11 protein-coding genes are annotated in these 14,831 nt (G+C 43.4%); 5 read left to right on the plus strand and 6 right to left on the minus strand.

The genetic code is table 11. The features are described 5' to 3' along the window. Positions 1-2 precede the first annotated feature (2 nt). The 3 genes from R7M92_RS05285 to tesA all read right to left on the minus strand — a co-directional run bounded on the left by R7M92_RS05285 (position 3) and on the right by tesA (position 3,978). Positions 3-1,913, minus strand: coding sequence for an EAL domain-containing protein (locus R7M92_RS05285; RefSeq protein ID WP_154204361.1), 1,911 nt, complete (start codon positions 1,911-1,913; stop codon positions 3-5). A gap of 180 nt (positions 1,914-2,093) precedes the next feature. Continuing rightward, the gene (gene fabV, locus R7M92_RS05290) at positions 2,094-3,293 is read right to left on the minus strand and encodes an enoyl-ACP reductase FabV (RefSeq protein WP_154204362.1); all 1,200 of its coding nucleotides are present in this window, start codon (positions 3,291-3,293) and stop codon (positions 2,094-2,096) included. A gap of 82 nt (positions 3,294-3,375) precedes the next feature. Beyond that, positions 3,376-3,978 carry a multifunctional acyl-CoA thioesterase I/protease I/lysophospholipase L1 gene (gene tesA, locus R7M92_RS05295; RefSeq protein ID WP_005376324.1) on the minus strand — a complete coding sequence of 201 codons (603 nt, stop codon included), beginning with the start codon at positions 3,976-3,978 and terminating at the stop codon, positions 3,376-3,378. Here tesA and R7M92_RS05300 point away from each other — a divergent pair. The 3 genes from R7M92_RS05300 (at position 3,977) to R7M92_RS05310 (ending at position 8,917) form a co-directional block, all read left to right on the plus strand. After that, the gene (locus R7M92_RS05300; protein ID WP_005376323.1) at positions 3,977-4,669 is read left to right on the plus strand and encodes an ABC transporter ATP-binding protein; all 693 of its coding nucleotides are present in this window, start codon (positions 3,977-3,979) and stop codon (positions 4,667-4,669) included. The genes tesA and R7M92_RS05300 overlap by 2 nt on opposite strands. Then, positions 4,669-7,125, plus strand: a complete 2,457-nt coding sequence (locus R7M92_RS05305) for an ABC transporter permease (protein WP_195723042.1) — start codon at positions 4,669-4,671, stop codon at positions 7,123-7,125. The genes R7M92_RS05300 and R7M92_RS05305 overlap by 1 nt, the downstream gene beginning before the upstream one ends. Before the next feature lie 352 nt (positions 7,126-7,477). Continuing rightward, the gene (locus R7M92_RS05310) at positions 7,478-8,917 is read left to right on the plus strand and encodes an FAD-dependent oxidoreductase (RefSeq protein ID WP_154204379.1); all 1,440 of its coding nucleotides are present in this window, start codon (positions 7,478-7,480) and stop codon (positions 8,915-8,917) included. Positions 8,918-8,945: 28 nt separating this feature from the next. On the opposite strand, the gene R7M92_RS05315 is transcribed toward R7M92_RS05310, so the two are convergent. Genes R7M92_RS05315 through R7M92_RS05325 form a run of 3 tightly spaced genes read right to left on the minus strand, consistent with a single transcriptional unit; the run spans position 8,946 to position 11,316 of the window. After that, positions 8,946-9,881 carry a biotin-dependent carboxyltransferase family protein gene (locus R7M92_RS05315; RefSeq protein WP_104976091.1) on the minus strand — a complete coding sequence of 312 codons (936 nt, stop codon included), beginning with the start codon at positions 9,879-9,881 and terminating at the stop codon, positions 8,946-8,948. Continuing rightward, a complete protein-coding gene (locus tag R7M92_RS05320) occupies positions 9,878-10,561 on the minus strand; it encodes a 5-oxoprolinase subunit B family protein (RefSeq protein ID WP_154204380.1) in 684 nt (227 codons plus the stop codon). Before R7M92_RS05320 ends, R7M92_RS05315 begins: the two co-directional genes overlap by 4 nt. After that, complete coding sequence (locus R7M92_RS05325; protein ID WP_005386314.1) at positions 10,561-11,316, minus strand: 5-oxoprolinase subunit PxpA; 756 nt, start codon at positions 11,314-11,316, stop codon at positions 10,561-10,563. The genes R7M92_RS05320 and R7M92_RS05325 overlap by 1 nt, the downstream gene beginning before the upstream one ends. Before the next feature lie 319 nt (positions 11,317-11,635). Between R7M92_RS05325 and R7M92_RS05330 the strand changes: the two genes are divergently transcribed. Together R7M92_RS05330 and galE are read left to right on the plus strand one after the other, a co-directional pair. Beyond that, a complete protein-coding gene (locus tag R7M92_RS05330; RefSeq protein ID WP_154204381.1) occupies positions 11,636-13,594 on the plus strand; it encodes a diguanylate cyclase domain-containing protein in 1,959 nt (652 codons plus the stop codon). Between the two features lie 54 nt (positions 13,595-13,648). Beyond that, positions 13,649-14,665 carry a UDP-glucose 4-epimerase GalE gene (gene galE, locus R7M92_RS05335; RefSeq protein WP_005386320.1) on the plus strand — a complete coding sequence of 339 codons (1,017 nt, stop codon included), beginning with the start codon at positions 13,649-13,651 and terminating at the stop codon, positions 14,663-14,665. The last annotated feature ends 166 nt before the right edge of the window (positions 14,666-14,831 follow it).

The raw sequence follows: 14,831 nt of genomic DNA on the forward strand, positions 1-14,831 counted from the left end.
GCTTAGGAAGAGTAGGCGTATTGCCCGCCAGAAAGGCGCTGATTAAACAAACTTTGCTCAAATTCATTACAAGGCATAGGTTTACCATAAAGAAAACCTTGTCCGATATCACAACCCTCACCAATAAGAAACTGCTCTTGTTGGTGGGATTCAATGCCCTCGATCACTACTTGGAGTTCCAGTTTTTTTGCAATGTGTATGATTGAACAAATGATCTCGCGATCATCATCTGACTTTTCCATTTGCTGGACGAAGCTTTTATCAATTTTGATGGCATCAAACGGATATTTCTTTAAATAGCTGAATGAGGCATATCCTGTACCAAAATCATCAAGTGACAATGTCACACCTAGTTTGTGCAACTTATTTAACGTTGTGCGTGCTACTATTTCATCAGCAATTAGAGCGCTCTCGGTTACTTCGAGTTCGAGAAAGTGTGCTGGCAAATGGAAAGTGTCGAGTAGGTGTTGCACTTGTTCTGCAAAATTTACGTTTTGTAATTGAATGGGAGAAACGTTGACGGCCATTTTGAAGTTATCGATTAACTCAGACCATTGTTTTGCTTTGTCTATCGCGGTTCGAAGAACAAAAGAGCCAACTTCAAAGATAAGCCCGTTTTGTTCAGCCATATGTATTAATGCTTCGTTGGATACGTCGCCAAGTATTGGATGCCTCCAGCGTAGTAACGCTTCTGCGCCAATCCACTTGTGGGTTTGAGGGTGCACTTTGGGCTGAAAGTAGAGCATTAGGTCGTCGTTTCTTACCGCTTGCAATAAGTAGCTTTCCAGTTGATTGTGGTTGTTGAGTTCATTTGAATGGCTTTCACAAAAATAACTATACGCTTCGCCAGATTCTTTACACAAAAGCATGGCATAACATGCGTTCTGGAGTAGTTGTTTAGCATTGCTGGTTCGGTGAGCTTGTACAACACCAATGTAAGAGTTTAGGTGAACCTCTGTGTCTTTTACATAAAAACTTCCCATACCAATATCGGTAATATCATTCAGTAGCTGATGCAATTTTATATCGATGTCTGTGCCCCAAACGAGCAATACGAGATCATTGGAGCTAGGCCTCCCCGTAACAAAATGTCTAGACTCCCGCTTACCAAGACGATACCGAAACTCTTTCAATATTTCGTCGAAAGCTTCAAAGCCATAACGGGTTTGGATACTGCGTGCATTGCTAAAACCAATGTTTATTACGATTAATGATTGCTGACTGTGATCTAACGTTCTGAGTGTGTCACTGACTATATTTTCGAGTGCTGCTCGGTTTAGGAATCCAGTTCCCTGATCGTGTGTTTTTTGGTAGCTCACCTGCTTTTCAGCGGCTCTGCGACGATCAATCTCTTGCGTTAGGGAATAACTTAACTGCGCCAAATCTGTAGTGCGATTCTCAACTCTATTTTTGAGTTCGTTGTTAAGACGCTGAAGTTTGTGTTGCTGATGCACGATGGAAAGCTGCGCTTCGATTGAATCTTTAAAAGTCCCAAGCAATTGCCGGTAAGTGTCGCAGTATTCATTCTCCTTAGAATCAAGCATGCAAATAGTTCCAAACGTCTCTCCATTTGGCCAGAATAGCGGTAAGCCGCAATAAGAGATCATACCTAGTTTGATATCAGGATTATTTTGCCACTCTTCATCTTCAAGAGCGTTTGGGACAATAAGTTCACTTTTGTGTTTTATGACATGCTCACAATACAAACCGTTGCCAAGCAACTCAGTATCGCCAGTACGATAAGGATTACCTATAGTTTCGCTGGATGTATTTACTTCTATGCGATCTGGATGGATACGCATAATTAATGTGGTGGGTACGTGCGTTATTTGAGCCAGTAAGTTGACGATTTCCTGCCAACTTCTTCGCATAGACTCAGGGATTTCGTAGTCTAATGTTTGCAATCTCCCCATATAGGTCATCCTTTACGTGGTTTCACTTCCTGTGAATTAAAAATGCAGACTGCTCTATTTTGTTCTCGCTTTTTAATTAAGTATAGGGTGGCTAGGGCTCGAAACAAAAAAAAGTCCTGAAAAGTGTTCAGGACTAGGAATAGTTGTCACATATCTCATCCTTGAAACAGATAACAAGCATCAAGGCTTAAGCGACATTAACGATTCAATAGAAATGTCTTGCGAATAGTCGACATATTCAAAGTTAAAGCCATTGAGCTTCATAAACTCATCTTTAAAACCTTGGTAATCACCAATCTCTTTAAAGTTATCAGCATTCATCTGTTCTAAAAGAGCGTGGACTTCTTGTTGAACTTGCGGTTCAAGTTCCAAGTCATCTATTCGAATCAAGCGTTCACCGTCAACTGGCACTTTCTCTTGATCGTATAACTTCGTAGTAAACAGTCGCTGCATTTGTTCAATACAGCGTTCGTGAGTACCTTTTTCCTTCATCACTCGATAAAGCGCTAACAGGTAAGGGCTTAGAGCAGGGATGAACACACTGGCTTTCGTCACCAACGCCTTACACACGGTTGCGTAAGCACCGCCGTCAAAGTTGGCGAGTTTGAGGTTTAATGAATGACTGGTTTGGTGTAAATCGATTTTCGCTCGACCTAACGTACCATCGAGATAAATTGGGTGCGTAATGTCAGGGCCCATGTAAGAAAAGGCGATGGTTTTGCAGCCGTTTGCGATAGAGTCGTTATTGATGAGTGTGTCAATCCAGCTTTCCCAGTCTTCGCCGCCCATTACTTTTATGGTGGCATTGGCTTCCTCTTCTGTTGCAGGCGTTAAGGTGGTTTCTATCCACTTATCGTTCTCCAGCATGATAGAAGCGCCAGTGACAGGCTCACCAATCGGTTTAATGACACTGCGCCAAAACTCATCAGATTCAGGTTTAGGTCGAACACCGGTTGCCAAGCTATAGATGACTAAGTCAACTTCACCCTCAAAGTACGTTTCAATGGCTTCAATCACTTGATTGCGCACCGAACCAGAGAATGCATCGCCAACAATATTTATTGCGGTACGCCCGGCTTGATTTGCCTCTTGCTTAAAAAAGACGTTGTTATACCAACCCGCACTCCCAACCCCTTTCTCTGAAGGTCCACGCTCAAATGAGACGCCAATGGTATCGGCGTTAGCGCCACCGAACGTTAGGGCGATTCGTGCCGCTAGGCCGAAACCAGAGGAGGCACCAATAATCAAAACCCGTTTTGGGCCTTTTTTGATCTGTGGGGCGCGTTTTACGTATTCAATTTGCTCTTTAATAGATGCATGACACCCTTTGGGGTGCGCAGAGCGAGCAACAACACCTTGAATTAACGGTTCTATTCGCATGTTGTTATCTATCCTCGATGAGTGGAATTGAAAATAGATTAACGTAAAGTTACGTAAAACTTATTGAGCTAGACCATTAAAATTAGAGATGTTTAATTAATTCTTGAGCAACGAAATCAGCGATCCAAGGTTGTGCATCTGGTTTTGGGTGAAGGCCATCATCCATCATCCATTCTGGTTTGGTGACAACATGCTCTAAGAAGAATGGCATCAAGGCAACTTGTTGATGCTGTGCAAGCTTAGGGTAGATATCGTAAAACATATCGCTATAGCGCTTACCATAATTAGGCGGAACCCGAATTTGCATCATGACAACGTCCGCACCAGAATCTTTTATCATGGTAATCATTTTTGAAAGATTCGACGTAATAAGTTTAGGAGGGAAACCTCTCAGGCCATCGTTGGCACCTAACTCAATAAGTACCATGTCAGGGCTATGCTGAGTTAGCAACTGAGGTAACCGTGCTAAGCCATTGCCGGTTGTATCGCCAGAAATGCTGGCATTAATAACTGTTACATCTTGACCATGTTCTGACAACGCATCAGGGAGTAAGCTAGGCCAACTCTCTTCGATCGGCATCTGATAGCCTGCACTCAAGCTATCACCCAAGACAAGTAGCTTTTCGCTCGCATGTGCAGTAGCGGAAAAACAAAAAAATAGAACCAAGGAAAGTATACGAATCATGCAAACACCTGTACTTAATGCACCTATTGTTCAAGCCAATTTGGTTTCTAAACAAGTCTCTACTAATCAAGAACAATTAACAATCCTCAAAGACGTAAATGTTGACATCCGAAAAGGAGAAAAAATCGCCATCGTCGGAACTTCCGGTGCAGGTAAGTCAACATTGATGACGTTGCTAGCTGGTCTTGATACGCCGACATCAGGCGAAATTACTTTATTAGGTCATGAATTATCAAAACTGGACGATGAAGCTCGTGCGAAAATCCGGGCTGACTCTTTAGGTTTCGTTTTCCAAAGTTTCCTGTTAATCCCGAGTTTGAGTGCATTACGTAATGTCACGCTTCCTTGTCTTTTACGTGGTGAAGCCGAAGATGAAGCAAGAGCAGCGGAATTATTAGCTGCTGTTGGATTGGAAAAACGTGTCGACCATTTACCAAGCCAGTTATCTGGTGGTGAACAACAGCGAGTTGCGCTAGCGCGTGCATTTATGACACAGCCTGAGCTGTTGTTCGCAGACGAGCCTACCGGCAATCTTGACCATCAAACCGCAGACAAAGTGATTGAGCTGCTATTCGATCTTAATGAACAGCACGGGACAACTCTGATTTTAGTAACACACGATGGTCATCTAGCAAGCCGATGTGACCGTATCTATCGTATGGAGGCGGGTGAGCTTAAGGAGGAGATATAATGTCTGCAGTATCATCAAGTGAAGCAACATCCACAGAGCAAAACAGTACAACACAGCACTCGTCGAATAAAAGTTTGATACGCTGGAGTTTCGGCGAAATAAGGCAGGGGAATCTTTGGCCTATTAGCGTTGCTCTTATTCTCGTGATTGCGAGTATCTTTGCGCTTTCTGCATTAGCAGAACGAATGGAGCAGGTGATCGTCAAGCAGGGGAAGGACGCATTAACGGCAGATGCGGTGTTTGTGTCTGCTAATCCCATTCCGGACACGTTGTTAACCTCGACTGAAAGCCTTGAACGTTCGATGATGACGCGATTTGCCACTATGGCATTTAGCGATGATGGTATGCAGCTTATTTCTGTAAGGGCAGTGGATGATAATTACCCTTTAATGGGAGAGCTCGTTCTTGAAAATAATCCGGCCGGTCGCGTTAAAGAGAACCAACTTTGGCTTGATGAGCGGATTATGACTCAACTAAGCGTAAAGCTAGGTGACAGTGTCACGATAGGCGATGCCGAGTTTACTGTATCAGGCGCAGTATTGATGGAACCTGGCTTGAGCTTTAATCCATTTCAGCAAATGCCTTCTGCATACATTCATCAAAGTGACGTAGATAAAACAGGAGCAATTCAAGTTGGGAGCCGAGTTCAATACCGTCTGTTTTTACAAGCCGATGATAAAACACTAAAGAGCTTACAAGATGATACGCAGCTTTCTCCGAGCGATCGCTGGCGCACGCAAGATACTGCGAGTCGTAGTAATGAGGTTTTTGAACGTACGACGCAGTATCTGTCTTTGACCGTAGCGATTGTCATCATTATGGCGGCGACAACATTGGTTCTTACTTGTCAAAATTACGTGAACAGCCGGACACAAACTATTGCGATGTTGAAAAGTCTTGGTGCGAGCCGCCGATGGATTGAAAAGTGGTTATTTATTCAAGTCACAATCCTTCTCATTAGTGCCAGTGTCGTCGGTCTATTGTTAGGGAGCGGGCTGGAATATTTATTACGTATTCCACTCAAAGACTTATTACCCGATCCACTCCCTGGTTACGGTGTCACACCATTTTTGGTGGCATTTATCTCAGCAGTCTTGATTACGGTGCCTGCTCTCGGTATACCATTGTTAGGCTTGATTAAAACTCCCGCGCTAGAAGTGCTACAGCAGGGTAAAGCGCAACGTTCTTGGAAGCGAATGTTACTTGTTCTAGTTCCCGTTGTTCCACTGCTTTTACTGTATGCAGATAACACCTTAGTTTGGATCGTACTCACTGGTATAGCGGTACTGTTTGTGGTACTCGCAGCAGTTAGCGTCACACTCACAAAGCTGTTTGCACGTGTGTCAACCCATCCTGCAATGAAGCTTGCGTTGAGTCGTATCAACCGGACGCCAGTAACCAGCGGTCTGCAGTTTGGTGCTTTGGCATTATCTTTGATGTTGCTGTCTATCATTTGGCTTGTGCGCAGCGATATTCTCGCTGATTGGGAGAGAACCTTACCTGCAGACGCGCCAAATGTGTTCGCTTTAAACATTGGTGATTATGAGCTCGATAACTACCTAGAAACCCTAGATAAAAATGGAGTTACGCGGTCACAAGCTTATCCAATAATTCGTGGACGACTAACAGAGATCAACGGTCAAAACGTCAAAGAGGTTGGGTACGAAGGAGAAGGTTCTGACGCGATACGTCGAGAGCTAAACCTGACATGGGGAGACAGCCTACCAGAATATAATGATGTGCTTTCGGGTGAATGGACAAACAAAGGGAGTGTATCTGTAGAAGCGGATGTAGCAAATGACTTAGGCATCAAACTCGGTGATACGCTGCGCTTTGTAATAAACAGTGAGAATTACGATGCAGTAGTGGATACCATCCGTTATGTCGAATGGCGTGACATGAAGCCTAACTTTTATTTTATTTTCTCATCTGACGTGATGGCTAATTTACCTGGTTCTTACCTCATCAGTTATAGGATTGAAGAAGGAAATGAAGCGTTGTTGACGTCAATGTCACGTGCTCACCCAACGGTCTCTGTTTTAGATATCCGAACTATGGGCGAGAAAATTCAGGCTTTGATTCAGCAAATCGTATCAGCAATCACCATCCTTGCTCTTTTAGGCGTTGTTGCTGGTCTGCTGCTCATCTTTACTCTACTGAGGTTAAGCTTGTCCCAACGTCAACAAGAGATTCGTTTGTATCGCACATTAGGTTCAAGTAAGAAACGGATCAACACAACCCTGTGGGCCGAGTACGGAATTATGGCGTTGATTGCTAGTGGTGTTGCGGTATTCGCTGCGGAAGTTTGTGTGGCCGCAGTCATGACATATGGATTCGATCTCAATGCACAAATTCACCCCGAATTGTGGATAGCTTTACCGCTTGCAACATTTGTTACGTTAGCACTTGTAGTGATGAGTTTGTTGAAAAGATTGTTAACGCCAGTAAACACTTAATCGCAGCGAGTGTTATCAAATTTGGAACACTCCATGACACTTTTATTTTAGTTATCCACAAAAACAGTGGATAACTTTTGGGATAACTAAATGGTGTAAAAAGTGGGGTGTTTCTGCAGGCTTTGCGCCATGGGTCTTACAGTGAAATTCTTATTCACATAGACACAAAAAAGTGTCTTCTTAACCATGTCGTCAAGTACTTTTTCGCAAATTTTTTCTACTTTAATGCACTTTACAGGCGATGTTGGATATTTCGCAAACCCATGAACTTTTTGTGATTTTAATCAAGTCCAAACACGAGTAGAATCCACCGTTAGTAAAGAATTTTCCTTATAAAATTTTTAGTGAAGCAATGAAGTCTGAGTTTCCAAGTTATAAAGATAAGCATATCGCTGTTGTTGGTGGCGGTGTAGCAGGTGCAACAGCAGCAATTCATTTTGCGGAGCTGGGTTTTAAAGTTTCCGTAATAGAGAAGGGCGTATCACTAGTAAATGGTCCACCCATTTGTCATTTGCATGCTGGTGGTAATTTATATCGAGAGATTTCCGAGCAACAATGCTTAGACTTGTTAGCACAATCTATTGATACTGTTCGCCTGTATCCGCTTTCACTGAATATTCGTCCGACAATCATCGCGGTTCCTCATTCCGATGGTGGAGACCCATCCACACTAATTCCGCGATTAGAGGTTGTGAAAAGTGCTTATCAGACGCTCGTTGATAAAGATGAGAGTAATAAAGTGCTCGGCGAACCAAGCGAATACTACAAACTGTATTCAAAAGCGGAGCTAGAAGCTCTCGCGCAACGTACTCAACCAAGTCATCCTACAAACTTCGATGAGTGGTGCATTCCTTTTGCTCAACATGCTGATCTTGAAGCGCTAAAGTATCCTGTTGTCGCAGTTCAAGAATATGGTTGGAGTGTTTTTCGCCTCGCCGCAATTGCCAACTTAACACTAGATACGCTTCCTAATGCTTCGGTCTTCACACAAGCAACGTTTAAGCAAGCCGATTGGATGGGGGAACACTGGCAACTTGGCTATGAACGTGAAGGTATCGATTACCTGATGACATGCGACTACTTGGTTAACGCGTGTGGCTTTGAAACAGGCTCAATTGACAACACAGTTGGTGCCAAGCGAGACAGGTTGGTGGAGTTTAAAGCCGCTTACGTTACGAGGTGGGCAGACTGTCAACAACAATGGCCAGAAGTTATTTTTCATGGCCCGCGTGGAACCGATAAAGGAATGGCTCAATTGACGCCTTATGGCGATGGTTACTTTCAACTTCATGGTATGACAAAAGGAATCACGCTGTTTGAAGATGGTTTAGTGGAGAGCACGAACTCATCTGCTCAACCTGAACTGCCTATGCCTTTACTCTCGAAGATCCGTAACGGCTGGAGAGAAGAAGTGTTAGAAGAGCGAACGAACAACGCCATCAAACACATGGCACAGTTCATTCCCGACTATCACTCTGCTGTAAAAGGAGGAAAAGCATTATTTGGCGCTCAGCAAATTCCCGGAACAGATCCAGTACTCAGAGCGGCAGATGTGACTTTTGAAGATAATCACTACGCGAGAATAGAGGTGGTAAAAGCGTCATCGACACTACTCGCAGCGCAAAAAATGCTTCAATTCTGGTTTGACATCGATCCTAACCAAAATGTGGAAACACAGCATCCGGTCGCTGTAAAGTGGTCTGAAAAAGAGGTCGAGCAGTACGCGATTAAACTCACTCAAGAGCGAGGCTATCCTCAAGCTTTAGCAGTGCGTTATGGTATGCCTGCATAATCGGCTGTGTTTGGGCTCAGTGGTTGTATTAATACCCAAAAAACTGAGCCCATTGGCACCATACTTCTTGCAAGCCTAGTCTGTCTCCTTTCACAAAATTGACTTTTTGTCCGGGTTTCGCCTGTGCCAGTCTAGGTAAATCAATACGAGCTACGCAGCCAAATTTAGGATACCCGCCAATAGTCTGGTGATCGTTGAGCAGCACAATAGGGTTACCATCGCTAGGTATTTGAATTGAACCTAACGCAATTCCCTCTGATAGTACGCCTTCGTAAGGTGGACGAATGTTATTGCCCTCAAGACGGTAGCCCATGCGATTCGAATTGGGGGAGATGATGAATGCTTTGTTGTAAAATGCTTGGCGAGCGTCTTCATCAAAGTCCTCGTTCTGATAGCCTTCAATCACTCTCAACTTAATGGGTAAGTTGTAATCTGGCTTAAAGCGAAACGTCATTTGCCTTGGTTTACGTTTCGGTAAGTTATGAGGGACAAAGGGAAGAATATCGCCAGCTTTCAAAGCGCCACCATTTGAATCATAACCACCTAGAGATTCTCTCGAGACGGTCGATGCGCTTCCTAAGTGCTGAGCAACATTGAATCCACCTTTAACCGCTAGGTAGGAGCGAAGTCCATTTCTTGCGACTCCGAACTGAAGCTTCTGTCCTTTTTTCAACGTAAAGTCAGACCAATTTGAAATAGGTTCACCATCTATTTTTGCATTTAAATCACCGCCACATATAGCAAGGTGGCAGTTATGCAATGCAATAAAACAAGCGTTACCCAGAGTAATTTCAATCGCAACGCAATTGACTACGTTACCAAGCAAATGGTTGGCCCAACTGTAAGCATAGTCGTCGACCGGGCCACCTTGAGTCACACCGACATGCGCTAAGCCAAAACGACCAAAGTCTTGAACTAAAGAGAGCGGTCCTGGCTTTTCCACCAGTAGTCCACCGTAACTCATAGTACGCCTCCTAAATCGATAAACTCTTGTTTTGAAATAGCATTAAAGGTGACCTTGTCACCCACTTCAAACGGTATAAAAGGAGGAGAGTCGGAGAAGAGCGCAAGCGGGCTTTTACCAATAATGTTCCATCCGCCAGGACTATCTGATGGATAGACGGCCGTTTTAGAGTCTGCGATTCCGACACTTCCGGCCGGCACGTGAGTTCTTGGTGTGGCAAGCCTTGCCATGTGCAATTGAGTATCAACGTCCGAGAGAAATGCAAAGCCTGGAGCAAAGCCAATTGCAGAAACCGCGTACTCGGTTTTCGTATGCAGGGTAATAAGATCGTCTAATGACAGACCTCGCTTTTTAAAACGAGATAGATCTAACGCGGTTTCTTCAGTGTAATATACAGGGATAGTAATGTGATTCGGCTGGGAAAGCTTAAGTGATTGAGTATCAAACTGGCTCACGATTTGTTGCAGCTCATTGGCTAAGTTCTTTTCGTTGATTCGAAAAGGTAAGTAATCAATGAGAATAGTTTGATAGGAGGGGACAACGTTCATAACAATTGAAGCGAAAGTTTCTCTTATGCTGCGAGCAAGCTCTCCGACTGCATTTTCAGAAATACTCTCATCAAACTTAATGAAAATACTGCACTCGGAGATCAAAGAGATATTAAATTTCTCTTTATGCATTAATTTCCTCCAGCGTATAGGCTTTGGCGGATCTTTTGGATCAGCGCGATCGACTCTTCATTGTCACCATGAACACAAATTGTGTCGGCTTCCAATAATATGTAACCGCCTGAAGCGGTTTTGACACGCCCAGAGTCAGCTAAGGTCCGGACTTGCTCAAGTATCGCGTGCTCGCTTTTTAACACGGCATTGGGCTGTGTTCTAGGAGTCAGTAAGCCGTCATCTTGGTACAAACGATCTGCAAATGCTTCAAATAGCAAGGGAACATCATAATCGTCTGCGATTTCTAAGTATTTTTCGTTTTCCTGTGAAGCTAGGATCATTAACGGTACTTTGAACAGTGCTGCCGCCTTTACTACCGCTCTAAATATCGCATCACTTTTCATCATGTCGTTGTATAGAGCGCCATGAGGCTTTATGTAACTGATGTCTGTGTATTGCGCCCGGCATAATGCTTGTAAAGCACCAACCTGATATATAACCATGTTCGTAATTTCATCACCCGTCATGCTTATGCTTCGTCTGCCAAAGCCTTGTAGGTCGGCGTAACCTGGGTGTGCGCCAATATCAACATCGTTGTCATTCGCTAGGGTGATGGTGTCGTGCATGACATTAGGGTCGGAGGCATGAAAACCACACGCGATGTTCGCCATATCAACATGGGGCATCACGTCTTCATCTGCGCCCATACTCCAAGAGCCAAAGCTCTCGCCCATATCACAGTTCAATGTAAGTTGCTGTTTATTCAATGTCATACGTTTTATTTCTACACAAGCAATGGGTTTACGATGCAGGAAAATGCATCTAGGTTCAGTGACTCACTTCATTCTTCTATCATGAAAACGAAGCTTTTTGAGCAGATAGCTGACGAAAAAGATCACGTTAGTCCATAAAGATGTTGCCGTTATTTGAGTTGATCCGAATTTTAAGGTATTTCGTTTCTTTTCCATCCAATTTTTGAGAATTTAAGGTTATTTTGCATTAGCATCGTGTTAATCTTGTCGCCCTTCATGGGTGATAGATTGCATAATGGTTCTTCTGTCATTTTTGTGGTTGTCTGCGACAGGAATATATATGTCATTACGAGCGAAGCTTATTTGGCCTCTTCTGGTCTTTTTAACGGCTATCTTTGTTATCTCAAAAGGTTACACCTCGTATACTGTATACCAATCGTCTAAGCATGAACTGGTCGAGCAGACAAGAAAGTTGATTAACAACGTTTCTTTCTCAATTAAAGATGCGCTGACGACAAAGGACAAGCAAAAAGCTCAAACTATTCTCGCCAACTTTTTAAACCAGCCAAATGTAACGCGGGTCAAACTTTATGACCAAGATGACCAACCATTCGCTGTTATGGAGATAAGTGGGGCACTAGCACCCGTTCCCAGTCAAACCGAAAGAAGTAGGTTGCACGCTCTAGGCTATGCCTTATCAACCAAATTTCTTTATGTTCTAGAGCCGATTATCCATGATGGCTATGTCATTGGTAGCATTAGAGTCACGCTTTCTCATCGTCCAATCGTAGAAGCCATGCAATCTTTACTTCAAGATGGCGCTTTACTTCTTCTGTTTCTGATCGCTGGTGGCACTGTTTTTTACATAAGTATCGAGAGGCTTGTTCTCAAGCCCGTGATGGAACTCAACCGCGTAATAGAGAATGTGACACACGGACGAAACACGGAACATCAAGCTCGCTATTACGCCAAGGATGAAATTGGAGACCTCGCGAGCTCTTTCAATCAAATGATGAATAGGTTAACAGTACGTGAGAAGCAGCGGCAACATTCGCTAGACACACTAGAACAAAAGCGCGCATTTTCAGAAGAGGTTATCGAATCTGTTCAGCATGCATTAGTTATTACAGACAATTCCGGACGTGTTATTCATTGTAATACGGCGACCCAGCAAATATTTCAAAAAAAATTAGATGAACTTAAATATGCCAATATTCGTGATCTAATTAAAACCAAAACACCGAATGAGCTGAGTCAGATCCTGAGTCGAGGCCTAGAGTGCGATGATATTCACCTCAAAAATGCAGATAACGAACAGCAGTTGAGCCTAACCAGTCGTCGCCTCTCGACACATGAATACTTACTGTTTTCGATTCAAGATATCACCGAAATTGAAGAAGCCATAAACCGGCAACGTGTTGCGGGACGCGTTTTTGAAAGCAGCCAAGATGGTCTCATTGTTCTTAATCATCGCGGTGTCATTACGATGGCAAACCCTGCCGTCACTAAGTTAGTCGGCTTAGAGGTGGATCAGCTTATTGGGAAGTCATTCATCCAAACGCTAAAGTGGCGCAAGTTACAGGAAATGATGCCTAGTATCATCGAGTCGATAGAAAATTATGGCGTTTGGCAAGGTGAAGTTATCGAGAAGAACCATATTGGTCAGTTTGTACCGATGTTTGCTCGAGTCAATCGTATCGTTAAGTGTGAAGACTATGGTTTCTATGATCTGGTTATTGTTCTTACCGACCTTTCCGGCGCAAAAGAGATGGAACGATTGGAGCATTTAGCTCATCACGATGCTTTAACGGGGTTAGCCAATCGATCTAAGTTCCATTTAGAGTTGGAACAACTAGTACAACGCTCTGGATACTTGCGTGACGAATTTGCAGTTTTGTACCTCGATCTGGATGGATTTAAAGAAGTTAACGATACCTACGGTCATGATGCAGGTGATGAAGTTTTGAAAAAAGTTTCCGAGCGTCTAACATCTGCGACGAGACATAGTGATTTAATCGCAAGACTTTCTGGTGATGAATTTGTCATGTTGGTAAATCCCGCCAATCAAAAAGTGGTCACCCGAATAGCAGAACAGTTGCTCGAGAGCATATGTGCTCCAATTGAGTACAAAGGTCACTTACTCAAAGTTGGCGTTAGTATCGGCGTAAAATTAGTCGGCGTAAATGAGCGCGATGCTACTCGAGTTTTAAAAAGTGCGGATACGGCAATGTATCAAGCAAAGAAAGCCGGAAAAGGCCAAGCAATATTAATGGGATGCGAATTACAAGAGACAGTTTAAATCGTAACGTCAAAGCTTTAAACTAACTCAATTCGCGTCAGAAGGAATAATAAAATGAAAGTACTCGTTACGGGTGGTATGGGCTATATCGGTAGTCATACGTGTATTCAAATGATCGAAGCTGGCATGACGCCAGTGATTCTAGACAACCTGTACAACAGTAAATCTACGGTATTAGATAGAATTGAAAAGGTATGTGGTGTAAAGCCAACCTTCATTCAAGCCGATATCAGAGATAAATTGGCGATGGTAGAAGCACTAAAGTCGCACAATATTGAAGCTGTTATCCATTTTGCAGGTTTAAAGGCCGTCGGTGAGTCTGTAGCAAAACCTCTAGAGTATTACGACAACAACGTTAATGGCACTTTAGTATTGGTTGATGCAATGCGCGAAGCCGGAGTTAAATCGTTGGTATTTAGTTCATCGGCGACTGTATACGGTGATCCTGCATCTGTACCCATCACTGAGGACTTTCCAACTAGCGCAACTAACCCATATGGTCGCAGCAAGTTAATGGTGGAAGAGTGTTTAACCGACTTCCAAAATGCGAACCCTGACTGGAGCATTACACTTCTTCGTTACTTTAACCCGGTAGGTTCACATCCAACAGGCGAGCTAGGTGAAGATCCTCAAGGTATTCCAAACAACTTAATGCCGTTTGTTTCTCAAGTTGCGGTAGGGCGAAGAGAGTTCCTTTCTGTGTTTGGTAGTGATTATCCGACCAAAGATGGCACAGGCGTACGTGATTATATTCATGTAATGGACTTATCCGATGGTCACGTTGCTGCATTAGAAAAAGTAGGTAGCAAAGCTGGCCTTCATATCTATAACCTCGGTACTGGTAACGGCTACAGTGTACTGGACATGGTGAAAGCATTTGAAGCCGCAAGTGGTAAAGATGTCCCATACCAACTTGTTGAGCGTCGTCCAGGTGATATTGCAGAGTGTTGGGCGGATCCATCAAAAGCGATGAATGAGTTAGGTTGGAAAGCAACTCGCACTCTAGAAGAAATGACTGGCGATACATGGCGCTGGCAGTCTACTAACCCTCAAGGTTATCCAGATGCCTAATCTTTAATTTACATAATAGTAACAAAAAGGCGCGTGATTGCGTCTTTTTTGATCCAAATCGGAAAAAATCGTAAATTACTGGTTAAAAGGTAGCAAGTATATATAGAGCTGTTAAACTATGCCCGACTCTTAATTTGGGTTATAAATTTTCTCATAGCTATTGGGG

Source organism: Vibrio sp. Vb2880, assembly GCF_033337975.1.
Classification (GTDB): Bacteria; Pseudomonadota; Gammaproteobacteria; order Enterobacterales; family Vibrionaceae; genus Vibrio; species Vibrio alginolyticus.